Annotated in this window: 24 protein-coding genes; 11 read left to right on the top strand and 13 right to left on the bottom strand. The window is 72.3% G+C overall.

Annotation, left to right across the window (positions count from 1 at the left end):
* Nucleotides 1–49 precede the first annotated feature (49 nt).
* On the top strand, nucleotides 50–460 hold the full coding sequence (locus tag BZZ08_RS09760) for a VOC family protein (protein WP_104631769.1): 411 nt from the start codon (nucleotides 50–52) through the stop codon (nucleotides 458–460).
* Nucleotides 461–530: 70 nt separating this feature from the next.
* On the opposite strand, the gene BZZ08_RS09765 is transcribed toward BZZ08_RS09760, so the two are convergent.
* The 3 genes from BZZ08_RS09765 to BZZ08_RS09775 all read right to left on the bottom strand — a co-directional run bounded on the left by BZZ08_RS09765 (nucleotide 531) and on the right by BZZ08_RS09775 (nucleotide 6913).
* Nucleotides 531–2114 (bottom strand): sodium:solute symporter family protein, encoded by a 1584-nt coding sequence (locus BZZ08_RS09765; RefSeq protein WP_104631770.1) that lies wholly within the window; start codon nucleotides 2112–2114, stop codon nucleotides 531–533.
* Between the two features lie 228 nt (nucleotides 2115–2342).
* Nucleotides 2343–4217, bottom strand: coding sequence for an MFS transporter (locus BZZ08_RS09770; RefSeq protein ID WP_104631771.1), 1875 nt, complete (start codon nucleotides 4215–4217; stop codon nucleotides 2343–2345).
* A 221-nt stretch (nucleotides 4218–4438) separates the two neighbouring features.
* Nucleotides 4439–6913: a D-alanyl-D-alanine carboxypeptidase gene (locus BZZ08_RS09775; protein ID WP_241965416.1), complete on the bottom strand. Its 2475-nt coding sequence runs from the start codon at nucleotides 6911–6913 to the stop codon at nucleotides 4439–4441.
* A 188-nt stretch (nucleotides 6914–7101) separates the two neighbouring features.
* Between BZZ08_RS09775 and BZZ08_RS09780 the strand changes: the two genes are divergently transcribed.
* The 3 genes from BZZ08_RS09780 (at nucleotide 7102) to BZZ08_RS09790 (ending at nucleotide 9434) form a co-directional block, all read left to right on the top strand.
* Complete coding sequence (locus BZZ08_RS09780) at nucleotides 7102–7860, top strand: GOLPH3/VPS74 family protein (protein WP_104631772.1); 759 nt, start codon at nucleotides 7102–7104, stop codon at nucleotides 7858–7860.
* A gap of 327 nt (nucleotides 7861–8187) precedes the next feature.
* Nucleotides 8188–9045: a helix-turn-helix domain-containing protein gene (locus BZZ08_RS09785; protein ID WP_198601382.1), complete on the top strand. Its 858-nt coding sequence runs from the start codon at nucleotides 8188–8190 to the stop codon at nucleotides 9043–9045.
* Nucleotides 9046–9242: 197 nt separating this feature from the next.
* Nucleotides 9243–9434, top strand: coding sequence for a DUF397 domain-containing protein (locus BZZ08_RS09790; protein ID WP_059301326.1), 192 nt, complete (start codon nucleotides 9243–9245; stop codon nucleotides 9432–9434).
* 91 nt (nucleotides 9435–9525) lie between these two features.
* Here BZZ08_RS09790 and BZZ08_RS09795 read toward each other — a convergent pair whose 3' ends face one another.
* The 3 genes from BZZ08_RS09795 to BZZ08_RS09805 all read right to left on the bottom strand — a co-directional run bounded on the left by BZZ08_RS09795 (nucleotide 9526) and on the right by BZZ08_RS09805 (nucleotide 12011).
* Nucleotides 9526–10422: a MerR family transcriptional regulator gene (locus tag BZZ08_RS09795; protein ID WP_241965417.1), complete on the bottom strand. Its 897-nt coding sequence runs from the start codon at nucleotides 10420–10422 to the stop codon at nucleotides 9526–9528.
* A gap of 73 nt (nucleotides 10423–10495) precedes the next feature.
* Entirely contained in the window at nucleotides 10496–11017 is a 522-nt protein-coding gene (locus BZZ08_RS09800; protein ID WP_104631774.1) for a glutathione peroxidase, read from the bottom strand.
* 10 nt (nucleotides 11018–11027) lie between these two features.
* Nucleotides 11028–12011 carry an ArsR/SmtB family transcription factor gene (locus BZZ08_RS09805; protein WP_104631775.1) on the bottom strand — a complete coding sequence of 328 codons (984 nt, stop codon included), beginning with the start codon at nucleotides 12009–12011 and terminating at the stop codon, nucleotides 11028–11030.
* A 78-nt stretch (nucleotides 12012–12089) separates the two neighbouring features.
* Here BZZ08_RS09805 and BZZ08_RS09810 point away from each other — a divergent pair, with 78 nt between their 5' ends.
* Together BZZ08_RS09810 and BZZ08_RS09815 are read left to right on the top strand one after the other, a co-directional pair.
* Nucleotides 12090–13307: an MFS transporter gene (locus tag BZZ08_RS09810; RefSeq protein ID WP_104631776.1), complete on the top strand. Its 1218-nt coding sequence runs from the start codon at nucleotides 12090–12092 to the stop codon at nucleotides 13305–13307.
* Nucleotides 13308–13465: 158 nt separating this feature from the next.
* The gene (locus BZZ08_RS09815) at nucleotides 13466–14575 is read left to right on the top strand and encodes a PP2C family protein-serine/threonine phosphatase (RefSeq protein ID WP_104631777.1); all 1110 of its coding nucleotides are present in this window, start codon (nucleotides 13466–13468) and stop codon (nucleotides 14573–14575) included.
* Nucleotides 14576–14597: 22 nt separating this feature from the next.
* On the opposite strand, the gene BZZ08_RS39465 is transcribed toward BZZ08_RS09815, so the two are convergent.
* From BZZ08_RS39465 to BZZ08_RS09830, 3 genes are all read right to left on the bottom strand, one after another.
* Nucleotides 14598–14897, bottom strand: a complete 300-nt coding sequence (locus BZZ08_RS39465; protein WP_241965427.1) for a DUF5701 family protein — start codon at nucleotides 14895–14897, stop codon at nucleotides 14598–14600.
* A gap of 259 nt (nucleotides 14898–15156) precedes the next feature.
* Nucleotides 15157–15828, bottom strand: coding sequence for a CatB-related O-acetyltransferase (locus tag BZZ08_RS09825; protein WP_104631872.1), 672 nt, complete (start codon nucleotides 15826–15828; stop codon nucleotides 15157–15159).
* Nucleotides 15825–16727 (bottom strand): Vgb family protein, encoded by a 903-nt coding sequence (locus BZZ08_RS09830; RefSeq protein WP_104631778.1) that lies wholly within the window; start codon nucleotides 16725–16727, stop codon nucleotides 15825–15827. The genes BZZ08_RS09825 and BZZ08_RS09830 overlap by 4 nt, the downstream gene beginning before the upstream one ends.
* 69 nt (nucleotides 16728–16796) lie before the next feature.
* Between BZZ08_RS09830 and BZZ08_RS09835 the strand changes: the two genes are divergently transcribed.
* Entirely contained in the window at nucleotides 16797–17444 is a 648-nt protein-coding gene (locus BZZ08_RS09835) for a TetR/AcrR family transcriptional regulator (protein ID WP_104631779.1), read from the top strand.
* Nucleotides 17445–17480: 36 nt separating this feature from the next.
* Here BZZ08_RS09835 and BZZ08_RS09840 read toward each other — a convergent pair whose 3' ends face one another.
* The 3 genes from BZZ08_RS09840 to BZZ08_RS09850 all read right to left on the bottom strand — a co-directional run bounded on the left by BZZ08_RS09840 (nucleotide 17481) and on the right by BZZ08_RS09850 (nucleotide 19764).
* Nucleotides 17481–18623, bottom strand: a complete 1143-nt coding sequence (locus BZZ08_RS09840; protein WP_104631780.1) for an RNA polymerase sigma factor — start codon at nucleotides 18621–18623, stop codon at nucleotides 17481–17483.
* 7 nt (nucleotides 18624–18630) lie between these two features.
* Complete coding sequence (locus tag BZZ08_RS09845) at nucleotides 18631–19038, bottom strand: YciI family protein (RefSeq protein ID WP_104631781.1); 408 nt, start codon at nucleotides 19036–19038, stop codon at nucleotides 18631–18633.
* 117 nt (nucleotides 19039–19155) lie between these two features.
* Nucleotides 19156–19764 (bottom strand): TetR/AcrR family transcriptional regulator, encoded by a 609-nt coding sequence (locus tag BZZ08_RS09850; protein ID WP_104631782.1) that lies wholly within the window; start codon nucleotides 19762–19764, stop codon nucleotides 19156–19158.
* A 184-nt stretch (nucleotides 19765–19948) separates the two neighbouring features.
* Here BZZ08_RS09850 and BZZ08_RS09855 point away from each other — a divergent pair, with 184 nt between their 5' ends.
* The 3 genes from BZZ08_RS09855 (at nucleotide 19949) to BZZ08_RS09865 (ending at nucleotide 23122) form a co-directional block, all read left to right on the top strand.
* Nucleotides 19949–20512: a hypothetical protein gene (locus BZZ08_RS09855; RefSeq protein ID WP_104631783.1), complete on the top strand. Its 564-nt coding sequence runs from the start codon at nucleotides 19949–19951 to the stop codon at nucleotides 20510–20512.
* 77 nt (nucleotides 20513–20589) lie between these two features.
* The gene (locus tag BZZ08_RS09860; protein ID WP_104631784.1) at nucleotides 20590–21543 is read left to right on the top strand and encodes an MBL fold metallo-hydrolase; all 954 of its coding nucleotides are present in this window, start codon (nucleotides 20590–20592) and stop codon (nucleotides 21541–21543) included.
* On the top strand, nucleotides 21515–23122 hold the full coding sequence (locus BZZ08_RS09865; protein ID WP_104631785.1) for an oxidoreductase: 1608 nt from the start codon (nucleotides 21515–21517) through the stop codon (nucleotides 23120–23122). Before BZZ08_RS09860 ends, BZZ08_RS09865 begins: the two co-directional genes overlap by 29 nt.
* A 626-nt stretch (nucleotides 23123–23748) precedes the next feature.
* On the opposite strand, the gene BZZ08_RS09870 is transcribed toward BZZ08_RS09865, so the two are convergent.
* Complete coding sequence (locus tag BZZ08_RS09870) at nucleotides 23749–24315, bottom strand: Uma2 family endonuclease (RefSeq protein WP_104631786.1); 567 nt, start codon at nucleotides 24313–24315, stop codon at nucleotides 23749–23751.
* Nucleotides 24316–24437: 122 nt separating this feature from the next.
* Here BZZ08_RS09870 and BZZ08_RS39935 point away from each other — a divergent pair, with 122 nt between their 5' ends.
* Complete coding sequence (locus tag BZZ08_RS39935) at nucleotides 24438–24659, top strand: CbrC family protein (RefSeq protein ID WP_342210983.1); 222 nt, start codon at nucleotides 24438–24440, stop codon at nucleotides 24657–24659.
* Nucleotides 24660–24735: the final 76 nt, after the last annotated feature.

The following is a 24735-nucleotide window of genomic DNA, read 5'->3' on the forward strand; positions in this document are numbered from 1 at the left end:
TCAGGTTTCGAGAAGCGCCGCCCCGCGGGCCGCGGCTAGCGTGGCAGCCATGGACATCAGCATTCACACCACCGTTCTCCCGCACGACGACCCGGAGGCGTCTGTCGCCTTCTACCGGGACGTCCTCGGCTTCGAGGTCCGCAAGGACGTCGGGAACGGCAAGATGCGCTGGATCACGGTCGGACCGGCCGGCCAGCCGGACGTCTCGCTGCTCCTGTCGCCGCCCGCCGTGGACCCCGGCATCACCGACGCCGAGCGCCGCACCATCGCCGAGATGATGGCCAAGGGCACCTACGGGTGGATCCTCCTGGCCACCGAGGACCTCGACGGCACCTTCGAGAAGGTGCGCGCCGGACGCGCCGAGATCGTCCAGGAGCCGACCGAGCAGCCGTACGGCGTCCGGGACTGCGCCTTCCGGGACCCGGCGGGCAACCAGATCCGCATCCAGGAACTGCGCTGACCGGGGCGGCCGGTGACCACGAACCGTGGCCACCGGCCGGACACCGGTCGCACGCCGTCCGGGCGGGGGCTCAGTCGCCCACCCGGCTGCGCCCCACCGCGTCGTCCACCCCGCCCGCGGGCGCCGGGATCGCGGCCGCCGCGCCGGAGGCGTCGCCGTCCCCGTCCGTGTTGACGCGCTCGATGATCGCCAGCCGCTCCGGGGTGTCCTCCGGCTTCAGGTAGCCGACCAGGACGTAGAGAATCAGCGAGACCGCCAGCGGGACGGAGACCTGGTACTCCAGGGGCACCCCGCCGTCCACGTTCCAGTTGATCGGGTAGTTGACCAGCCAGAACGCGACCAGGCCCAGACCCCAGCTGGTGAGCGCCGCCGTCGGGCCCGAGCGGCGGAAGGGCCGCAGCAGACCGAGCATCATCGGGATCGCGATCGGGCCCATCAGCCCGGCGACCCACTTGATCACGACGGTGATGATGTCCTTGAACGTCGGCGAGTCGACCTGCGTCGCCACCGCCATCGAAAGACCGAGGAAGATCACCGTGGTCAGCCGGGCCGCCAGCAGCCCGGACCGCTGCCCCCAGCCGCGCGCCCGCTTCGACAGCACCGGCGCCACGTCACGGGTGAACACGGCCGCGATGGCGTTCGCGTCCGAGGAGCACATGGCCATGGTGTGCGAGAAGAAGCCGACGATGACCAGGCCGAGCAGCCCGTGCGGCAGCAACTGCTCGGTCATCAGGGCGTAGGAGTCGGAACCGTCCGGCTTCTGCGACTCCACCAGCAGCGGCGACATCCACATCGGGAAGAACAGGACCAACGGCCAGACCAGCCACAGGATGGCCGACAGCCGCGCCGACCGCGTCGCCTCGCGGGCGTTGGCCGTCGCCATGTAGCGCTGGGCCTGGTTGAGCATGCCGCCGTTGTACTCGAAGAGCTTGATGAAGAGGAACGCCAGCAGGAACACCGTCCCGTACGGGCCGACCAGCGGTTTTCCGTGTCCCTGGAGGGCGGGTTCGTCCCAGACGCCGAAGAAGCCGCCGTGGTCGCCGAGCTTCATGACGACGGCCACGAACATCGCGACGCCGGCCAGCAGCTGGATGATGAACTGGCCCAGCTCCGTCAGCGCGTCCGCCCACAGACCGCCGATCGTGCAGTAGAAACCCGTGATGACGCCGGTGATCAGGATGCCCTGGTTGAGCGTGATGCCGGTGAAGACCGACAGCAGCGTGGCGATGGCCGCCCACTTCGCGGCCACGTCCACGATCTTCAGCAGCATGCCGGACCAGGCCAGCGCCTGCTGGGTGGGCAGGTTGTACCGGTTCTTGAGGTACTCGAGCGGCGAGGCCACGTGCAGCCGTGAGCGCAGCCGGTTGATGCGCGGCGCGAACAGCTTGGAGCCGATGGCGACGCCGAGCGCGATCGGAAACGACCACGTCACGAAGGACGTGACGCCGTACGTGTAGGCGATGCCCGCGTAGCCGGTGAACATCACCGCGCTGTAGCCGGACATGTGGTGCGAGATGCCGGACAGCCACCACGGCATCTTGCCGCCGGCCGTGAAGAAGTCGCTGACGTCGTCGACGCGTTTGTGCGACCAGACACCGATCGCCACCATGACGGCGAAGTAGCCGATGAGCACGGACCAGTCGAGACCGTTCATGTGCCCCCTTCCGGGGTCCGCCTTGTGAACTCCGCTCAGCTGGCTGGCACTTCGCACGAGCGGGGTAGGGGCGTGGCAGGCCGCGAAGCGCCCGCTCATCGTGGGTGCGACGACGTGGGCACGACAAGGAAGCGGAAGGTCAAGAGGGAGTAAAAAGGTTCGACTTACTGACCTGTGTTCATCTACATGAACATCAGCGGAGGCGGCCCGCGAGGGCCGCCCGGTCCGCTACTTCAGCTCGTCGGGACACGGAGTGCCCCGCTTCAGCCCGTACGGCGAGGCCAGCCGGTACGTGCCCGCCTCGGGGGCGACGAGCGTGGTCCACACGTCGCCGTCGGCGGTCTCCTCGGTCTCCGTCAGACACCCGTTGACGTTCTCGTACGTCTTCGGCGTGCCCTCCGGCGCGTCCTTGGAGGCCTCCGTCTCCTGGGGCGGCTCCAGCTTGTTGCCCTCGTCGTCGACGAGGCTCAGCCACGGCGAGTACGGCATCCGGATCAGGACGCGGCCGGGCCGCCGCACGTCGATGACCCACTCGTCCTGCTCGGCCCGCTGGACGACCGCGTCGGGCTCCGCCAGCGGCGTCGGGTCGGTCACCTGGAACAGCTGCCAGTTGGCGTCGCCCCAGATCTGCTTCAGGTACGGCAGGCCGCGCTGCAGCAGCTCCCGCTCGCGCTTGCCGCCGTCGCCGTCCGGTTCGCCCTTGGGCAGCACCACGTAGTGCACCGCCCAGCGCTTCAGCCACTCGTGGTAGTTCGCCGAGTTGAGCGTGTCGTCGTAGAAGAGCGGGTTGCGCTCCATGTCCGCCTGGCGGGTCCAGCCGCGGGCCAGGTTCACATACGGCGCGAGCGCCGAGGCCTCCCGGTGGGAACGCGCCGGGACGGCCTCCACCCGGCCCTGCTCCGCACCGACCTCCTGCAACTCGTTGACGAGCGGCGCCAGCTCGCGCGCCCAGGACGCGGCGGGCGTGGTGTGCACGATGTCGTCGGCCGACTTGAAGCCGATCCAGCCCACGAAGCCGACGATCGAGACCACCAGCGCGTACCACTTGCGCGACTTGGGCACCGTGAACGGCAGCGCCGCCACCAGCGCCACCCCGGCGAACAGCATCGGCAGGCGCGTGATGTTGGAGCCGATCTGCGAGCTGATCAGCCAGACCAGCAGCACGGACAGGCCGTAGACCGCCGACGTGATCCGCACCGTCTTCCAGGTGCTCGGCACCAGCCAGTAGATCAGGCCCGCGTACAGGATCGGCAGCACCGCCGAGCCGAACCCCATCGGCTGCGTGCCGGAGAAGGGGAACAGCACCGCCGACAGCGCGACGACCACGCTCGGCGCCACGCCCAGCGCCCAGGCCCCCGGGCGGCGCTTCTGCAGGAACAGGGCGACCGCCACCAGGCCCACGAACAGGCCCGACACCGGCGAGGCCATGGTGGACAGCGCGGCCAGCGGCGCCGCGCACAGCCCCTTGGCCCAGCGCTCGTGCCGCCAGCGGTACGGCCAGCAGAACACGGCGGCGACCGCGCCCAGACCGAACATCATGCCGAGCCCGAACGTCACCCGCCCCGACGCCGCGTTGCCCAGCAGCGCGAACAGGCCCGCCAGCGACGCCCACAGCGGATTGCGGACCACCCGGCTGCGGATCAGGACCATCGTCAGCAGCCCGGCCGACACCGTCCCCGCGATCATCATCGTGGTGCGCACGCCGAGCACCGACATCAGGTACGGCGAGATCACGCTGTACGACACCGGGTGCATGCCGCCGTACCAGGCGAGGTTGTACGCCGAGTCCGGGTGCCGGCCGACGAACTCGGCCCACGCGTCCTGCGCCGCCAGGTCGCCGCCACTGTTCGCGAACGTGAAGAACCACGCTATGTGGAGCACCCCGGCCAGCGCGGTCACGGACAGCACGGGGTGGCGCAGCATGCGCTCGCGCAGGGCGAGGAAGGCGGCGTTCACCGCCGAGGGCGGCTTCGGCTCGGCAGGCCGGTGCCCGGCGGGACGGGGCTCACCGTCGTCCCTGCGGGGCGCGGGTACGCGTGGTCGCGGGCCGGCTCCCGAACCCGGATCGGCGTCGTCGGCGCGTGTCGGCTCCGCAGTGGCCACCTGAAGGCACTCCCCGTGTCCCGTCTTCTCCTTTGGGCCGTGTCCCGTTCCCGCGACCGGCGACTGCCCCGTTTGGCGACGCTAGCACGCGCCCCCGCACCGTCGCCTCCTCCCTTTCGCGGCCCCGCGGGAGGCCGCGGCACCGCCTAGGACGCGAAGGCCCCCGCGGCCGGGTGACCGCGGGGGCACGGGGCGTCGCTGCGGCCCGGACGGGCCGTCCGTCAGCCCACGCGGGTCAGCTTGTCCGACAGGGCCGGCTCGACGAGGTCGTCCCGCAGGGCCACCGGCACCTTGACCGCGCCGCTGGTGCCGCCGTCGCCGACGGTGAGCGTGCCGACCTTGGTCCCGGCCTTCGCCGTGTGCGGCACCTCGTCCGCCGTGAACGTCAGCTTCACGGTCAGCCCGCCCCAGCCGACGGCCTTGACGTCCTGCGTGGCGACGACCGGCGTACGGCCGCCGAGGCCGTCGTCGACGTACCCCACGACGCTGCCCTTCTTCAGGATCGTCGACGACTTCAGGGTGTCCTGCGCGGCCCGGATCAGCTTGTCGCTGGAGTCCAGCGCGGCACCGAGGATGGTGTTGTCCGCGCCGCCGGCCGGCTGGCGCACCACGGCACCGACGACGGTCCGGGTCTCGCCGCCGACCTCCTTCTTCGCCGCGAAGACGAGGTTGCCGAGGGCGGAGGTGGTGGTGCCGGTCTTGATGCCGACGACGTTGTTGTGGCCGACCAGGTGGTTCCAGTTGGAGTGGTTGACACCCTTGTAGTCGTCGTACGACATCATCGCGGCGACCTCGCGGAACGCGGGCTCCTTCATCGCCTCCTTGGCCAGCTTCACCTGGTCCACGGCCGTGCTCACCGTCGTGTTGTTCAGCCCCGACGGGTCGGTGTACGTGGTGTTGGTCATGCCGAGGTCCTTCGCGGCGGTGTTCATCTTCTCCACGAACGCCTTCTCGGACCCCGCGTCCCAGCGTGCGAGCAGCCGCGCCACGTTGTTCGCGGACGCGATCAGAATGGCCTTGAGTGCCTCGCGCTGGGAGATCGAGTCGCCCTCGTAGACGTGGACGGTCGACTCGTCACCCGCCTCCGACTGCTCCTCCGCCGCCCCGTCGATCTTGATCTTCGGACCCTCGGCGCCGCTCTTGAGCGAGTGGTCGCGCAGGATGACGTACGCGGTCATGACCTTGGCCACGCTCGCGATCGGCACCGGCTTCTGGTCGCCGGACGAGCCGAAGGAGCCGATGCCCTGCACGTCGAGCGCGGCCTGCCCGCTGGACGGCCAGGGGATCTCCGGCTTGCCGCCGTCGAACGTGAAGCTGTCCTGCGCCGTGAGGTCGAGGGTGGGCGCGGGCAGCGGGCGCATCGACTGCACGACGCCGAAGACGATCAGCAGCAGGATGACCAGCGGCGTCCAGATCTTGACCCGGCGCACCGTCGTGCGCAGCGGCGTCTCCGGCGGCGGCGGGGTGTTCGTCAGCTCCGCCAGCAGGTCGAGCGGCGGCTTGGGCGGCAGCGGCTGCTGGGTGGTCCGGTCGGGCCCGACGTGCGGCACGGGCGTGGTGGGGCCGGTACGGGGCGCCTGCGACGCCCTGGGGGCGTCGGCGGGGGGCGTCTGCCCCGGCGGGGGCTTGCGGGTCGCCGGGTCGTCCGGATTCCGCAGCGCCACGAACTTGCTGGTCCGCTCGGCGTCGTCGCCCGGTCCGGCCTTCCCGGCCTTCCCGGCCTTCTTGGACGCGGCGGCGGCATCGCCCAGCTTCAGCATGGTCGTCGGCTGATCCACGGCGGGCCGCGGCGCCTTGAACACAGCAGTGGGCTGATCAACCGGCGCCTCACCGTCCCCGTCGTCGCCATCGCCGGTGTCACCGTCGTCGCCACTGTCGTCTCGCCCGGCCCCGGCCCCGGCCCCGGCCTCCGGGTCCGCTTCCGCGGCCGGCTTCGGCTTCGCTTCCGCGACCGGCTTCGGGTCCGGGCCTGCGTCCGAGTCGGAGCCGGAAGCCGGGCCGGAGCCGGAAGCCGTGCCCGTGTCGGCGCCCGTGCCCGGGGCTGCGTCTGTGTCGGGAGCCGTGCCGGAGGCGGTGGCCGTGTCGCCGTCCGAGTCCTTGGCCGAGTCCGTGTCGGTGGTGCCGTCGGGGGACTCGGGCTTCTCGTCGGCCTGTGGGTCGTCCTTGGTGCCCTCGGCGGTCTGCTTGCCGCCGGGCTCGTCGTCGTTCCGGGACGGCTCCTCCGCGTCGTCCTGCGGGTCTTCGAGCCGTGCGTTGGCGGCGGCGCGCTCGTCCGCCGTGGCCACCCAGGCCGCGACGGCGTCCCGCAGCCGGCCGTCGTTGCCGGGGGCGGGCGCCGCACGGCCGCCCTCGGACTCCTCGGACGTGCCCGACGACGTGTCGGCCGCCTGGGACGTCCCGGTGTCGTCGCCGTCGCCGTCGCCGTCGCCGTCGTCGTCGCCGCCGGAGGCATCCGCCTCCGTCTCGCGGACCGACAGCACGCGGGTCGCCGTGTCGACGCCGCCGGGGGACCCGGCACCGGACCCCGCGGAGCGCTTCGCGTCCTCCCGTGCCACCGCCAGCCGCGGATCACTCCGCTCGCTCGCCTCGGTCCTGGCTTCGGGAACCGGACCCGCGCTCCCCGACGTCGGTTCTTCCGACGACTCGCGCTGCTTCGACCTGTCGGGGGACTCGCCCGCCACCGATGCCTCCTCCATGCGCCGCACGTCCGTGCGCGCTACCGAACCCGTACCGAAACCATTTACCAGTGTCCTGTGTACGGGTGGAACCCACGCGGTAGACGAGAACGACATACCTACTGGTTCCACTACGAAGCGGTCACGCACCCTCGACAGACCAATGTGAGAGGGGTCACCCTGTCTGTCATCCACGCGGGGAGGCATGGATGGGCAGGAGCCGCAGAACACTTCCGGAGGAGCTTCTGCTGCTGGCGTTGGACCCGACCACGGGTACCACCGCACAGCCGCAGTCGCTCGACCTCGGTCTGGCCGGAGCACAGCTGGTGGAGCTGGCGCTGGCCGGACGGATAGCCCCAGACGGGGATCGTATCGCCGTGGTGGCCCCACGGCCGACAGGAGATCCAACACTGGACTGCGCGTTGGAGTTGCTGCGAAGGCGTGGCGCTCCCGTACGCGCGGTCAACTGGATTGGCGGGCCCCGCCTGGGGCTGCGCCAGACCTACCTCTCGCATCTGGAGCGATGCGGCATGGTGCATGCCGTGGAGGGCCAGATGTGCGGGGTGCTGCCGACGACTCGCTACCAGGCGACGGAGACGGCGATCAGCAGGGAGATCAAGGCCCGGCTGGACTCGGCGATCCGCACCGGCGTCCCGCCGGACCCGCGGACCGCGGCGCTCGCCGCGCTGGCCCACGCGGTCGGACTCGGCAAGCACCTCTATCCGGGCAACGAAGGACGCTCGTCGCGGTCCCGGCTGCGGGACCTCATCAGGCACGACCCCATGGGCGGCTTGGTGGCGCACGCGGTGATGGACGTCCAGAACGGCGCTGCGGCACAGCCACGCCGCAGTCCGGCCCCGGTCGGCCGCCAGGCCCCGGGACCGGGGGGCAGGCCCGCCCCGGAACCCGCCCGCGGTGTTCCGGCGCAACCGCGCCACGGATCCATGGCGCGAGCGGTGGCCCACTAGCCCGAAGACCGCACCGCATCACAGCACCACGTCGCATCACAGCACGACCGCACCACAGCACCGCCGCACCACCAGTCCCCAAGCCCGGTCACGGGAGCCGCAGGTCCGCGCGGGGCGGCGGAACCGGCCGCGGGTCCGGCCCACCCGGACCCGCGGAAAGGTTCCGCCACCCCGCGCGGCCGCATGTGAGGGTGGCGTCCCGAACTGGCGTGTACGCGGCGCATATCGACCGTTTCCCAGCGGTAGAAAGCACCTTGGTGGCAGTCTGCTCAGCAGCAGATACACAAAGTGGCAAGTATGAGTCACGCAGCCGGAGGTGCACGTCCCGTGGCGTCGAGTGTCAATCCCACCGTAAGGCGGCGTCGGCTGGGCCAGGAGCTGCGCCGGCTCCGTGAGCTCAAGGGCATGACGGCCGAGGAGGTCGCCGAGCGGCTGCTGGTCTCGCAGTCGAAGATCAGCCGTCTGGAGAACGGCCGGCGCAGCATCAGCCAGCGGGACGTCCGCGACCTGTGCGGGGTGTACGAGGTCGAGGACCAGCGGATCGTCGACTCGCTGATGCAGATGGCGAAGGACTCGCGCCAGCAGGGCTGGTGGCACGCCTTCGGGGACATCCCGTACAGCGTCTACATCGGCCTGGAGACCGACGCGGAGTCGCTGCGGACCTACGAACCCCAGATCATCACCGGCCTGTTGCAGACCCGGCCCTACGCCGAGGCGCTCATCCAGGGCGCGTTGCCCGAGACGTCGGTCGCTGACGTGGAGAAACGGGTGCAGGTCCGCATACGGCGGCAGGAGCGCATCTCCGCCGACCACAACCCGCTGCGGCTGTGGGTGGTCCTCGACGAGGCGTGCCTGCACCGGGTGGTGGGCGGCAGGCAGGTGATGCGGGAGCAGCTGGAGCACGTCGCCGAGATGTCGCAGCTGCCGCACATCACCGTGCAGGTGCTGCCCTTCGACGTCGGGGCGCACCCCGGCATCAACGGCCAGTACTCCATCCTGGAGTTCGCCGACACGGCCGACTCCAGCGTGGTGTACATCGAGGGCGTGACCAGCGACCTGTACCTGGAGAAGGCGCCGGACGTGCAGAAGTACACGGTGATGTACGAGCACCTGCGGGCCCAGGCCCTCAACGTGGAGCAGTCGCGGCAGCGCATCGAGGACGTGGCGAAGGAGTACGCGCGCTGAGCCGCTGAAGCCCGAGAAACCGGGCGAACGCGGAGAGTACACCCCTGCCACGTTGTACTGGAAGACTCACCTGGAATATGCCACCCGGTCGAGTGAATGGCTGCTCCGTACGGGAAGGCCAGCGAGTAGCGTCGATCACGCCAAAGATCAAACGTCATTGGCGTAAACCACACTCGCGACTCGCCATCGGAGCAGACATGGCAATTCTTCAGGGCGCCCAGGAATCGTGGACCAAGTCCTCCTACTCCGGAGGGAACGGCGCGTGCGTCGAGGTCCGGTCACCGGTCGTGGCGGCGCTCGCCGTCCGTGACTCCAAAGTGACCGGCGGCCCGGTCCTCGCGTTCCCCGCCGACGCGTGGACCGCCTTCGTGACGTCGGTCAAGGAGTAGCGCCGCCCCGCACACCCGCCGGGACCACCGGCGGAGCCCTCTCGACCAGTTCGCCGACCTTGCCGAGAGGGCGCCCGCCGGCCGGCTCAGCTCAGCTCACCGGGAACGCCACGTCGCACACCGGGTCCTCGGGACCCGCGGCGTCCCAGTCGGCGAAGTACACCTCGCGGCACGGCCCCGCCACCGTCAGTCCCCGCGCGGCGATCCACTCCTCCACCGCCCCGAAGGCGGCCAGGATCTGCGGGTACGCCACCTGCGCCTTGGTGATCCGGGTGTAGGCCAGCCGCCCGGCCGGCTCCACCCGCACCCGCGTCTGCCGGGCCCGCCCCCGCTCCTCGCTCCAGGCCCGCGCCGCCGCCTCGTCGGCGACCGGCACGCAGGACTCGGCCGGGCCGTCGCTCTCCATCGACACGTCCGAGTGGTAGACGACGTACGGCGCCGCCGTCACGCCCCCGCAGCCCCGGGCCGCCTCCTCCAGGCGGCCCAGCGACGCACCGATCCACGCCGGCAGCTCACTCGCCAGCGTGTGCCGGGTCTCGCTGATCACCACCTGCTCGGGCACGTCCACCGTCTCGACCACGAACTTTCCGTACACGTCGGAATCCCTTCCCGTCAGCCGTCCACGGAGGTACGCGACGAGCGTGCGCTGTCCGGCCAGCCGGGCCTCCACGTCCGCCCAGTAGACGTCGAGCAGACCGGCCGCCCGGTCGCCGTCCGCGCCGACCACCTCGGCGACCCGCGCGAGCGGCATGTCCAGCCGGCGCAGCAGCGCCACGAGCCGGGCGCGTTCGGCCTGCCCGGCGCGGTAGTAGCGGTAGCCGGTGGCCTCGTCCACGTGGGCCGGGGCCAGCAGGCCCAGCCGGTCGTACAGCCGCAGGGCCTTGGCCGACAGCCGGGCCCGCGTGGCGAACGCGCCGATGGTCAGCAACTCGTCGTCGCCCACCTCGTCCACGCCGCCGCCCCCGTAGTCGTCCGCGTAGTCGTCCACGCCGTCATCCTCCGTCGCCGGGCGGCCGTTCCGCCCGGCGACGGAGACGCTGGGCCTTCCCCCAGGGGCAAGGTCAACCGGCGAGGCGCTCCTCGACGGCCGCCACGACCTCGGCCGCCTCCGGCTCGGTCTGCGGCGAGAAGCGGGCGGCGACCTTGCCGTCCCGCCCGATCAGGAACTTCTCGAAGTTCCAGCGGATGTCGCCGCTGTGGCCCTCGGCGTCCGCGAAGCCGGTCAGCCGGTCGTACAGCGGGTGCCGGCCCGCGCCGTTGACCTCGGCCTTCTCGGTCATCGGGAAGGTGACCCCGTACGTCGCCGAGCAGAACTCGGCGATCTCGTCGGCGCTGCCCGGCTCCTGGCCCATGAACTGGTTGCAGGGCACGCCCAGCACGGTGAACCCCTGCTCGGCGTACCGCTCGTGCAGCCGCTCCAGGCCGGAGTACTGCGGGGTCAGTCCGCACTTGGAGGCCACGTTGACCACCAGCACGACCCGGCCGGCGTACTGGGAGAGGTCCGCGGCCCCGCCCTGGAGGGCGCCGATCTCGACGTCGAGGGGAAGGCTGTCGTCGTTCCGCGTGTTCGGTGAGGTCGTCATGCACCGGATGCTAGTCCGGGCCCCTGCCGCCCCCGCCGCCCGCCTCGACGAGCACCTCCCCGGCCGGTGTCCGCGAGTACAGCACCGAGCGACCCGCGCGCCGCCGCTCCACCAGACCCGCGTCGAGCAGCACCCGCAGATGCCGTCCGACCGACCCGAGGCGCTGCCCGGTCACACCGACCAGCTGGCTGGTGCTCATCGGGGTGCCGAGCAGCGTCAGCACGCCCGCGCGGGCCGGGCCGAGCAGCGCGCCGAGGGCGGCGGGCGCGCGCCGGGCACCGTCGTCCGCGAGGGCACCCGCGCACGGGTAGACCACCGCGTACCGCTCGGGCTCCTCCCACGCCACCCAGCCGTGCCGCTGCGGGGTGATCGGGACGAGGATCAGCTCCGCCCCGGACAGCTCGCGCGGCGGGTAGGGGTTCAGGTTGATCTGGAGCCGGTTGTCGCCCAGCCAGCGGGTGCCGGGCCGCAGGGCGTCCAGCACCGTCGCCCAGCCGCCCCGGCTCACCTGCGCGGTCCGCGCGACGACGTCGGCCTCCAGGACCCGGCGGCGCCGGTCCCAGTCCGGCCGTACCGCCTCGGCCCAGACCTGCTCGAGGAGCGCGGCGGCCCGCTCCGGCAGGTCGTCGCGGTCCAGGGCGGCCGGCAGCGTGCCCCCGAGGGAGACGGCCAGGTCGGCGCGCGCCACCTCGGGACGGGTCGCCCGGATCCGCGCGACGCCCTCCGCGAAGCTCTGGCCCTCGGCCGGAGTGGGGGTGAGGAAGTCGGCGTTCCACTCCCGGCCGAGGCCCGCGGCCACGAGCAGCGCGGTGACCGGGTCGGCCGCCATACGGCGCAGATGGGCGGGCCGGTGGGTGGCGAGCCAGGTCCGCTCACCGGGATGCCCGGCCACTCCCGCGTGCAGCATCTTCAGACAGGCGACGGTCTCGTCGAGCGGCGAGACGACGAAACGGCTGCGCGCGAGGGTGTCGGCGTTGATCTCCCACCAGCCCATCCGGCCCCCGCCCCCCTCACCTTTCGCCTCCGCGCGAAACAATAACGACCGCGCCCGGCACCGCCCCAGACTCCCCGCATGCCGGACACACCGCGCAAGACCTACGCGGACCTCTTCCGCACCCCCGAGTTCAGCCCCCTCTTCCTCGCCTCCGCCGCCGGCATCGCCGCCCAGACGGTCAGCGGCCTCGCGCTCGGCACCCTGGTGTTCCGGGCGACGAACTCGCCGCTGCTGTCCGCGGTCAGCATGTTCGGTCCGGCGCTCGCCCAGGTGCTGGGCGCCACGCTCTTCCTCTCCGGCGCCGACCGGCTGCCGCCGCGCGCGACACTGGCGGGCCTCTCGCTCTCCTTCGCCGCCGCCACCGCGGCCCTCGCGCTGCCCGGCCTGCCGGTGTGGGCGATGCTCGTCATCGTCCTCGTCGAGGGGCTGATCGCCTCGCTCGGCGGCGGGGTCCGCTGGGGCCTGCTGACCGAGATCCTCGCCAAGGACGGGTACCTGACGGGGCGTTCGCTCTTCAACATGATGAGCGGCGTCATGCAGATCGCCGGTTACGCGACCGGGGGCGTCCTGGTGACCCTGCTGTCGCCGCGCCTGTGTCTGCTGCTCGCGGCCGCCCTGTACGGCACCTCGGCCGCCCTCACCCTCCGCCTGAGCCACCGCCCGCCCCGGGTCTCCGGCCGCCCCTCCGTCACGGCCACCCGGCGGGCCAACGCCCTGCTCTGGTCGGCCCGTCCGCGCCGCCACGTGTACCTGGCCCTGTGGATCCCCAACGGCCTCGTCGTCGGCTGCGAGTCGCTGTTCGTCTCCTACGACCCGCGCGCCGCGGGCACGCTGTTCGCCTGCGGCGCGCTGGGCATGCTCGCCGGGGACGTGACGATCGGGCGGCTGCTGCCCGCCCGGCTGCGCCCGCGCCTCGGCGTCCCGCTCCTGGCGCTGCTGGCCGCCCCGTACCTGGTCCTCTTCCTGCGCCCGCCACTGCCGTTGACGGCCGTACTGGTCGCCCTGGCGTCGGTGGGCTTCGGCGCGAGTCTGGTGCAGCAGGAGCGCCTGGTGGCCCTGACCCCCGACGAACTCTCCGGGCACGCACTCGGGCTGCACTCCGCGGGGATGCTCACCCTGCAGGGCCTCGCCGCGACCCTGGCCGGCACGGTCGCCCAGTTCACCTCACCGGCGACGGCGATGTCGGTGATGGCGCTCGCCTCGCTCGCGGTGACGCTCACGCTGACGGTCGCGAGCCGGCGGGACGCACCCGACGGCGGGCTGCTGCCGACGCGGGCGGCGGCACGGTCGGCGTGAGGTGCAGGTCCGAGGGGCGCGACTCGGCCTCGATTGGGTTGAGGACCGCTCGGGAACTCCTGCGCGCACCGCCCCTTGCCTAGGGTGTGAAGCTGGGGAGGGCGCCTGAGGACAGGGAGAGGGCGGCTCTTGAGCGCTGCGACACCGGAGTAGTAGTCATGACCGTCAAGAAGTCGCCGTCCGGTTCCGCGGCAGTCCTTTCCTGGATGCCCGTCGCCGCCATGGCCGTGATCGCCGTCGTGGACGTCACGATGGGACCCGGGGTCGGCCTGCTGCCGCTGGTGTCGCTGGGCCCGGCCTTCGCCGGACTGGTCGGCGGCTGGCGGCGCACCGCGGTGATCGGACTGGCCGCGCTGCTGCTCTGCGTCGGCCTCGGGATGTACAACGGGCTCTTCGACCGCCCCCGCGGGTACACGGCCATGCTGTCGGTGGCCGGTGTGACCGGCGTCGGCATCGCGGCGGCCGTGATGCGCTCGCGCCGCGAGGCGGAGCTGGCCAGCGTGCGCTCGATCGCGGAGGTGGCCCAGCGGGTGCTGCTGCGCCCGGTGCCGCTGACCGCGGGCCCGCTGCACGCGGCGGTCTCGTACACCTCGGCGGTCGCCGAGGCCCGGATCGGCGGCGACCTGTACGAGGTGGTCGCCTCGCCGCACGGCGTCCGCGTGATCGTGGGCGACGTGCAGGGCAAGGGCCTGGCCGCGGTGGAGACCGCGGCCCGGGTCCTCGGCGCCTTCCGGGAGGCGGCGTACGACGAGAAGGACCTGGTCAAACTCGGTGAACGGCTGGAACGCAGCGTCGCCCGGGAGCTGAAGGAGGAGAAGTTCGTGACGGCGATCCTCGCCGAGATCGGCTACGACCACCGGGTCGTCCTCCTGAACTACGGCCACCCGGCGCCGCTGATCGTCCACGCCGACGGCACCGCCGACTTCCCGGAGCCGCCCGGGTACGCCCTCCCGCTGGGCCTGGCCGCGGACGGCGGCCCCGGCCCGGACCCCTTCCCGGTGCCCTTCCGCCCCGGCGACCAACTGCTCCTCTACACCGACGGCGTCACGGAGGCCCGGGACGAGCGGGGCGGCTTCTACCCGCTCGCCGAGCGAACCCACCTCCTGAAGGAGCCCGACGTCCACCGCGCCCTGGAGGCCCTGCGCGAGGACCTGGTACGGCACGCGGCGGGACCCCACCACGACGACGCGGCGATGCTGCTGCTGCGCTACCAGGGCGGGGACGGCGGCGCGTCGGGCGCCCCGAGCCTCCCGAACGCTCCGGCGTGACGGCGGTCAGTCGTGGCGGCGGTCAGGCGTGGCGCGCACCGGCCGACGCCATGCCGAGCCAGGGGTGCGGGTTGCCCTCCCAGCACCAGCCGAGCTTCGGGGCGCGCTTGCTGGTCCAGAGCGCCGGGACCCGGCGGTCGCCGCACCGTGAACCGCCCAGTGAGAAGCACTTGTTCTTGACCAGGACCTCCGGGACCTGGGTCAGCAGGGCGATGCCCTCCGCGACGGTGAGCAGCGTGCGCCCCCGCTCCGCGGCGGTGGCCAGCGCGTCACCCGGCACGGCCCCGCAGAACTCCTCCCCGCGCTCGACGTCGAACAGCAGGTGGACACCGTCCGGTCCGGGCGGCCGGGTCGACTCGGTGCCGACGACCGTTCCAGGGAACCCGGTTCGAAGCTGCGGTCGACGAACCCGGGCAGCCGGCCGCCGTGCGGCGTGGTCAGCTCCATGGTCCGTTCGACCGGGGCGAGTTCGCGCCCCACGACCAGGACGAAGGGGATCCGGCCGCTGACGGCAGGCTCCCGTCCCGCGTACGGGCCTGCCGTGGGGCCGTTCGCGTGACGATCCTCGGGACCATCGGTGGTCAGGGGCGCTCCTTCGTGGCGATCGCCTCGATCTCGGCCGGGGTGCCCGACATGATCGTCCGTACGTGGCGGGTGACCAGCTCGACCGGCCAGTCCCACCACGCGGCCCGCCGCAGCCGCGCGACGTCCTCGGCGTCGTACCGGGTACGGATCGGCCGCGCCGGACTGCCGCCGACCACGGTGTACGGCGGTACGTCGGCGGTGACCAGCGACCCGGCGGCGATGATCGCGCCGTCCCCGATGCGCACACCGGGCATGACGGTGGCGCCGTAGCCGAACCACACGTCGTTGCCGACGACGGTGTCGCCGCGGCTGGGCATGCCGGTGACCAGATCGAGCGTGGCCTCGCCCCAGGCGCCGCCGAACATGGTGAACGGGAACGTCGACACGCCCATGGTGGGGTGCTCGGCCCCGGCCATCAGGAACCGGGTGCCGGTGGCGATCGCGCAGTACTTGCCGATGATCAGCCGCTCCGGGCCGTAGGCGTAGAGCACGTTGCGGGTCTCGAAGGCGGTGGCGTCGTCGGGATCGTCGTAGTAGGTGAAGTCGCCCACCTGGATCCGCTCGTCCGTGACGAGCGGCTTGAGGAGGACGACGCGCGGGTGCTGCGCGAGGGGGTGCAGCACGCCGGGGTCGGGGACGGCACCCGGATCGGGCGCGGGACCGGTCAGGACGGGACCTCGATTCTGGCCAGGGAGCCGGTTTCCAGGGCACACCACAGGGCGCCGCCGTGCGCGGCGATGCCGTGCGGTTCGCCGTCGGCACGGGAGAGCGCGTACGAGGTGAGGCGGCCGTCGACGGTGATCCGGCCGACCCGGCCACTGCCCCACTCGGTGAACCACAGCGCCCCGTCGGGCCCCGCCGTCACCGCGTGCGGCTTGGCCGCGGGGTCGGACAGCGGGTACTCGGTGATGTCTCCGGCCACGGTGATCCGGCCGATCCGCCCGGCGCCGATCTCGGTGAACCACAGGGCGCCGTCGGGCCCCGCGGCGATGCCCACCGGCGCGGCGCCCTCCGTCGGCAGCGGGTACGCGGTGCCGCGGCCGTCGGTGGTCAGCCGTCCGACGGCGTTTCCCTGGTTGAGGGTGAACCACAGGGCGCCGTCCGGTCCGGTGGTGAGGGCGGACGGGAAGGCGCCGGGCGCCGCGTACTCGGTGACGTCGCCGTCCACCGTGACGCGGCCGACGCGGTCGGCCGAGGAGAGCGTGAACCACATGGCCCCGTCCGGCCCGGCCGTGATCCCGAACGGTCCGCCCTCGGGCGTGAGGGGTGCGAAGGAGGAGTAGTCGCCGTCCGGGGTGATCCGGCCGATGCGGTGCGTCCGGTACTCGGTGAACCACAGGGCGCCGTCGGGTCCCGGCGCGATCACGGTCGGTCCGTCGCCGACCGGGTGGACGGTGACCCGCCCGTCGTCCGGGTCCCTGCGGGCGACGGCGCCCCGGTGGACGAGCGTGAACCACAGGGCGCCGTCCGGACCCTCGGCGAGTGCGTAGGGGCCGGCGTCCGCGTCGCTCACAGTGAACTCGCGTACGGAGTCGGTGCTGTCGTACCTCTCGGTGAATTCGTTCATCGAGAGTAAGTTTATCTATGGGCTATTCTTACCGTCAACGTAAAAATATCACCGAGGTAAGTTTTTCCCATGGACCCGAACGACACACCGGTTCTGGGCCTGCGCGAGGCCAAGAAGCGCGAGACGCGGCAGCTGGTCTCCGACCACGCCACCAGGCTCTTCATCGAGCGCGGCTTCGAGCAGACGACGATCGCCGAGATCGCCGACGCCGCACGGGTCGCCAAGAAGACGGTGACGAACTACTTCCCGCGCAAGGAGGACCTGGCCCTGGACCACCAGGACGAGTTCGTCGCCGCCCTGGCCACCACCGTGAGGGCGCGCGGCACCGACGAGACCCCCCTGACGGCCCTGCGCCGCGCCTTCCTGGCGGCGGTGGCGGCCCAGGACCCGGTCGCGGGCTTCGCCGGCCGGGCCTTCACCCGCATGATCGCCGACAGCCCCACCCTCACCTCGTGCCTGCGCGGCCTCCACGACCGGCGGGAGGAGGAGCTGACCGCGGCCCTGGCCGACACGACGGACACCCCGCCCGACGACATCACCCCCCGCACGGCCGCGGCCCTGCTGGGCGGCGTCCACCGCGTCCTGTTCACCCGCATCCAGGAACTGACCCTGGCGGGGCGCACCAACCCGGAGATCGCCGAGATGCTGGCACGGGAGGCTCCCCGGGCCTTCGGCCTGCTGACCCCGGCCCTCGCGGAGTACGGACGCCGGGCCTAGGAGTGTCGTACGGGGGCCGGTACCGTCCGGAGGCGGTCACCGGCGACGCGAGTTGAGGCGGGCGGCCTGGCGCGTGAGGTGGTCGCGTTCGGCGAGGTCGGGCGCCTTGTGGGCCGCCTCGGCGTACAGCCGCGCCGCCGTGTCCAGGTCGCCGTCGCGCTCGTGCAGGTACGCCGCCACCGCGGTGTGACGGGGCAGCGCGTCGTCCAGCGCGGCGAGCGCCGCCAGCCCGGCGCGCGGGCCGTCGGCCTCCCCGACGGCGACCGCGCGGTTGAGCCGGACGACGGGGTTGTCGGTGAGGCGCGCGAGTTCGTCGTACCACTCCACGATCTGCACCCAGTCGGTCTCCTCGGCGGTGGGCGCGTCGGCGTGCAGGGCGGCGATGGCGGCCTGGGCCTGGAACTCGCCCAGCCGGTCCCGCGCGAGCGCCGCCTGCAGGATCCGTACGCCCTCGGCGATGGACGCGGTGTCCCACCGGCCGCGGTCCTGCTGGGCGAGCGGGACCAGACTGCCGTCGGGCGCGGTCCGGGCGGCCCGCCGCGCATGGTGGAGCAGCATCAGCGCCAGCAGCCCCGCCACCTCCGGGTGGTCGACCGAGGCCGCGAGCTGCCGGGTGAGCCGGATGGCCTCGGCGGCGAGGTCGACGTCACCGGAGTAGCCCTCGTTGAAGACGAGGTAGAGGACGCGCAGCACGGTGGCGACATCGCCGGGCCGGTCGAACCGGACGCCGGAGACGGTGCGCTTGGCCCGGCTGATCCGCTGCGCCATGGTCGCCTCGGGCACCAGGTACGCCTGGGCGATCTGCCGGGTGGTCAGCCCGCCGACCGCGCGCAGGGTGAGCGCGACGGCCGAGGACGGCGTCAGCGAGGGGTGCGCGCACAGGAAGTAGAGCTGGAGCGTGTCGTCCACGTCGGGCGCCGGGCCGGGCACCGGCTCCTCCTCGACGCGGTCCTCGCGCCGGCGGCGGGCGGTGTCGGCGCGGGCCGCGTCGAGGAACCGCCGCCAGGCCACGGTGACCAGCCACCCCTTGGGGTCCCGCGGCGGATCGTCCGGCCATCCGCGGACCGCCTCGACCAGCGCGTCCTGGACCGCGTCCTCGGCCGCCGCGAAGTCGGCTCCGCGGCGGACGAGGACGGTCAGCACGCTGGGCGTGAGGCTCCTGATCAGGGCCTCGTCCATCGGTGGGTCACTCCGTGACGGTGGAGTGCGCGCCCATGAACGGACGCAGCTCCAGCCACTCGTGGATCGGCTTCCCGCCCGCGCCCGGGGCGGCGGACAGCTCCCCGGCCAGCTCGACGGCGCGCTCGTAGCTGTCGACGTCGATCACCATCCAGCCGGCGATGAGGTCCTTGGTCTCGGCGAACGGCCCGTCGGTGACCGGCGGCCTGCCCTCACCGTCGTACCGGACCCACGCCCCCTCGGGGGCGAGCGCCTGCCCCTCGACGAACTCGCCCGTCTTCTCGAGCCGGTCCGCGAAGTCCTGCATGTACTGCATGTGGGCGGAGATCTCCTCCGGCGTCCACTGGTCCATCGGCACGCCGTTGACCGACTCCGGGGCGCCTCGGTAGTGCTTGAGCAGCAGGTACTTGGCCATGATCGTCTCCTAGGTGCTGATGCGGCCCATTGTGGCCTCGTTCACCCCTGGGACGGAGCGGGGCGCGCGTTCTCGACACGGCGGGACGGCCGGACGGAATTTTTTTCCGGAACTTCCTCAGCCTGCCTCCGGGACGGGTGCCGAGACCTCCCTCAGCACCCCTTCCACGCCGTGCAGGAAGGTCTCGGACACCAGCTCCGGATCGAAGAGGCACCCGGCGGCCATCGCCCCGTCCCGGAGCATGACGAGGTGCCGCCCGGCGGCGTCGGCGGGCACGTCCCCGTCGCCGGCCCGTGCCAGCAGCTCCGTGACGGTCTCCAGGAACCACTGCCGGTGGGCCAGTACCGCCCGGTGCACCGGGTGGGCGGGGTCGGGGTACTCGGCCACGGCGTTGAGGAAGGCGCAGCCGCGGAAACCGGGGGACCGGATCCCGTCGACGAGGGACCGGGCGACGGCCCGGACCTGCCCGGCGGCCGAGGGAGTACTGCCCACGGCCGCGGCCACCTGCCCCCGGATGCCCTGGTCGGCCTGGCCGAGGTAGGCGAGGACGAGGTCTTCCTTGCCCGAGAAGTGCCGGTACAGCGTGGCCCGGGTGACCTGCGCCTCGGCGGTGATCCGGTCGATGCCGACGGAGTGGATCCCCTCGGCGTAGAAGATCTTCGTGGCCGTGCCGAGCAGGCGGGCTCGCGCTGCGGAGGTGGGGCGGGCTGCTGCGCTCGGACTCATGCGGCCACCGTACCAAGGTGGCGAGGTAGAACGTTCGGTCTTGACAGCGGCGGCGGGGAGGCCGTTGACTGCGTGAAGAGACCGAACGTTCTACCTCATCGCCTGCCGCATCACGTGTCTCCTCACGTGTCTCCTCCCCTTCCTCATCGCACGCCGCATGCACGCCTCACCGAAAGGCACTCCCGTGGACACCGTCGTCGTCGCACCGCCCGCCAGCGTTCCCGTCACCCTCCGGAAGCTGTACTTCCGCCGCTTCGCGTTCGCCGCCGTATGGGCCGCCCTGCTCTTCGCCACCGCCGACGAGCTGGGCCCGCTGAGCACCGCACTGCTGCTGGTCTACCCGCTGTTCGACGTGGCGGCCGCGGTCGTCGACGTCCGGTCGGCGAAGGCGAACGGCGGCCCGGTCACCCTCCTGTACGCGAACATCGCGATCAGCTCCCTGACGGTCCTCGCCCTGGCCCTCGCCGCGACCTCGGGCATCCCGGCCGTCCTGCGCGTCTGGGGCGCGTGGGCCGTCACCGCGGGCATCGTCCAGCTCGTCGCGGGCGCCGTCCGCCGGCACCTGGGCGGGCAGTGGCCGATGATCGTCAGCGGCGCCATCTCGACGCTCGCCGGCCTCTCGTTCGTCACCCAGGCCGGCGCCGACGACCCGTCGCTGGGCAGCCTCGCGGGCTACGCCTTCCTCGGCGGCGTCTTCTTCCTGGCCGCCGCCCTCCGTCTGGCCCGCGGGGCACGTCACCCGGCCTGAGGACGCGTGGTGTGACTCCGCGCCGGTCGAGCACTCGTGCGGTACGGGGGAGCCGCGAGCGACGGAGGGAGCAGACCGTGCCGCACCACTCACCCGCCCCGCAGAGCCGGCCCGGACCGCCCGAGGGCGCCGCGGACATCCAGTTCATCGGTAACGCCACCCTGCTGATCCGCTACGGCGGCCTGACGCTCCTGACCGATCCGAACTTCCTCCACCGAGGACAGCGGGCCCACCTCGGCTACGGACTGGTCTCGCGCCGGGTCACCGAACCGGCCCTCGACGTCACCGAGCTGCCGCACGAGGACCTGGACGCCGTGGTCCTCTCCCACCTCCACGGCGACCACTTCGACCGGGTGGCCCGGCAGGGGCTCGACCGGGGCCTGCCGTTCGTGACCACCCCGCACGGCTCCCTCCTCCTGCGGCGCCTGTACGGCTTCCGGCACGTCGCCGGCCTGCGCACCTGGCAGAGCCACACCCTGCGCCACGGCGACTCCACCGTCCGCATCACCTCGCTCCCCGGCCGCCACGGACCCGGCCCGGCCCGGTTCCTGCTGCCTCCGGTGATGGGCAGCCTGCTGGAGTTCGGCGACCGCGGCGGCGAGACCCGGCTGGTGCTCTACCTCTCCGGCGACACCCTGATGTACGAGGGTCTGCGCGAGATCGCCGTACGCCACCCGGACATCCACCTGGCCGTCCTGCACCTCGGCGGCACGACCCTGCCCGGGGGACTCGTGGTCACCATGGACGCCGAGCAAGGTGCCGACCTGCTCGACCTGCTGCGCCCCCGCCGGGCGTTGCCGGTCCACTACGACGACTACACGGTGTTCCGCTCCCCGCTGGAGGACTTCCTCGCGGAGGCCGACCGCCGGGGCCACGGCGCGCGCCTGGTGCGGTGCGCCCCGGGTGAGCACGTGACGGTCGGCGCCGGGGCGACGGCCTCACGGCGGGGCGCAGGACACCGGGGTTGTCCGGCCCGGGGTCGCCCCGGGAAGATCGTCACTCGTGCGCATCGACGAACTCAACGCCCATGAACGCCGGTTGTGGGACGCCTTCCCGCAAGGCCGCCCCGTCGACGTGTCCACCGACCCGGCCCCACCGGACTCGCCGCCTCCGCCGCCACCGGTGATCCGGTCCGACGCCGTCGCCGCACTGCTGCTGGGCGCCGCCCACGCCGAGCCCACCCCCGGCGACCGCCCCGCACTGCGTCTGACCGGTGCGCACATCACGGGCCGCCTGGACCTCGGCTTCACCGACGTGGCGGCACCGATCCTGCTGACCGGCTGCCGGTTCGACGAAGCACCGCTGCTGCAGGGCGCCCGGACCCGCCAGCTGGTCATGACGGACTGCGCCCTGCCCGGGCTGGTGGCCGACACGGCGCAGATCGACGGACGCCTGGTCGTCTCCCGCTGCCGCCTGACCGGCCCCCTGGTCCTCAACCGCACGCAGATCAACGGGGACCTGGACCTGCGGGACACGGCGGTCGGCTTCCCCGAGGGCGAGGCCATATCGGCCGTCCACGCCCACGTGGCCGGCGACGCCCTGTGCACGAACCTGGCGGTCGAGGGGACGTTCCGACTCTCCGGAGCGTCCATAGACGGCGAGTTCGACCTGGAGGGCGCCGCACTCCGCGCCCCCGGCCGGCACGCCCTGGACGCCTACCACGTCCGTGTCGCCGAGGACTTCACCTGCCACCCCGGTTTCAGCGCCGAGGGCCGGATCATCCTCTCCGGGGCCACCGTCGCGGCGGGCATCGGCTTCTGCGGGGCCCGGCTGAGCAACCCGGGCGACGTCGCCCTGGAGGCGGTGGACGTCACGGTCGACCGCAACTTCGACCTGGGCCTCGGGCTCACGGTCGACGGCGCGGTGAAACTCGACGGCACGCGCGTCGGCACCGAACTGAGCTTCCGCGACGCCGAACTGACCCACCAGGACGGCACCGCCCTGTCCCTACGGGCGACCCAGGCCCGCGAAACCGACCTCCGCACCCGCCGGCCGATCGACGGAGTGGTGGACGCACGCAACGCCCGGCTGGGCACGCTGTACGACGCCCAGGACACCTGGCCCACCGACCTGCGTCTGGCCGACGCGACGTACGAGACCCTCGCGTACCCGCTCCCCGCGGCGGAACGAGTCCGCTGGATCCGGCGCACGACCGTCGACTACCTCCCACAGCCGTACGAGCAACTGGCGGCGACCTACCGGCGTCTCGGCCACGAGGACGAGGCCCGCACGGTCCTCCTGGCCAAACAGCGCCACCGCCGCGCGACCCTCCCCCCGCACATCCGCCTGTGGGGCCACGCCCAGGACCTCTCCGTCGGCTACGGCTACCGCCCCCTCCGCGCCGGCCTGTGGCTCCTGGCCCTACTCGCCTGCGGAGCCCTCTACTTCGCCTTCCACACCCCCGCCCCCCTCGACCCCGGCAAGGCCCCGCCCTTCAACGCCGTCTTCTACACCCTCGACCTCCTCGTCCCGATCATCACCTTCGGCCAGGAGAGCGCCTTCGCCCCACGCGACACCGGGCAGTGGTTGTCCTACGCCCTGATCGCCTCCGGCTGGATCCTGGCCACGACGGTCACGGCGGGCATCTCCCGCGCGGTGACCCGACAGTGACCGAGCGCCCGTTCGGCTACCTCAGGAGGGAGGCGGATGCCTGCCGTGTCCTGGAAACGCCTCCTCCGCGTCCGCCCGGTGGGGCAAGATGAAACTGCTCCCATCGACGGGGGATGGGGCGCCGCGCATGCCTGCCGTGGACTCGCCATCCTGGTGCGTGCGATCACCGGTGTCCCATGAATGACGGCCAGGCCTGTATGGCCGTAAAACGCGTGGGTGTCGGGCCGGAGCCCGAAGCTCCGTGACCAGGAAGGAACCCTGCGCATGGCGAGCGCAATCGACCCGTGAGGGCGGGGCCGCTGCTAGGCCTGGTATCAGGAGGTCTCCTGGTACCCGTCACAGTGGCCTATCCGTGGATCGGCGTGATCGCGGTCCTCATCCCACTCGCCCTCCTGTGCTGCGTGGTCCTGCCCGGCGTGTGGTCAGCGAGCCCGACCCGCCGCCGCGACGCCCGCGTCATGGCCGAGCTACTGCTCGGTTCCCCCAGGCGGAGAAGGCAGTGACCCATCGACACCGGTGCCGCGCGCCTCCGAGCCGTACGGATCGGGTCGCCTCGGGCCTTCACCGCCGTGCCCGGGCAGAGGCGCCTGTCGGCAGTACCCGGCGCTCCCCTGGGCAGCGCCTGGTCAGACCTGCCCGAGGTCGACCTGCACGGGGAACGGGGCCACTACCTTGAGGACGCCGGTGAACACGTCTCCGTCCCGATAGCTCTTCGTCGCGGGGTCGAGAACGTAGGTGTACACGAGAGGAACGCCCGTCGCGGCCTGCTCGATCCTCCAGTAGAAGCCGATGCCTGCCTTGGCGTACTGGTCGACCTTCACGATCCGGTCGGTGGTCTCCGAACCCGGCGACACCACCTCCACGACCAGCAGGACGTGCTCAGGGCGGGTGGGGGTGATGTCGAGGGTGTCTGCCCGGTACACGACGACGTCCGGCCGGCGATTGGTGAGCGGGACGTCCTGAAGCCGGACGTCGAAGTCGGTGTCGGCATTCCACTCAGGGCCCGCGGCGGCATCCAGGGCGTTCGCCACAATCCGGGCCAGCCGGTTGTGCCGCTTGGACGCACTCGGGCTCACGACGACCATCCCGTCCACGATCTCGATACCGGCGCACTGTTCCTCGGACCAGGACTCGTACTCCTCCGCCGTGATCTGCTCATGCATCCACGCCGGGGCAACCATCTCGGCCGTCATGAAGCACCTCCCGGACAGTGTGGTGCGGGCCCGATCCCGCTGGCTTCAGCGTACTGTCTGCCGTCCGTACGGCACGCCCGTCCCGCTCACGCAGCCTGTGCTGGCACCGGATGCGGTAGGGGCTGCTCGGGCCAAGGCAGGGGGAGCAGTGCGCCTGCTGCGGCCTCAGCACGGGCCGGATGTACGCAGCGACCTTCTACTCCGCCCACGAGGTCAGCGGACGCTGCTGCCCGTGGTGCTGTCAGACGTGGATGTCAGAAGGGGCCTGCCTCCGAAAACCCGGAGGCGGGCCCCTTCTGAACCGGTGCCCCCGGCAGGATTCGAACCTGCGACACCCGCTTTAGGAGTTTTTCCTGGGCGGGGCCCTGACCTGCGAAATCGTCGGGCAGGTGTGCATGGCCTGGGAAAACACCCCTCCGT

Origin of the sequence: Streptomyces sp. MH60 (assembly GCF_002939385.1) — a bacterium.
Taxonomy (GTDB): domain Bacteria; phylum Actinomycetota; class Actinomycetes; order Streptomycetales; family Streptomycetaceae; genus Streptomyces.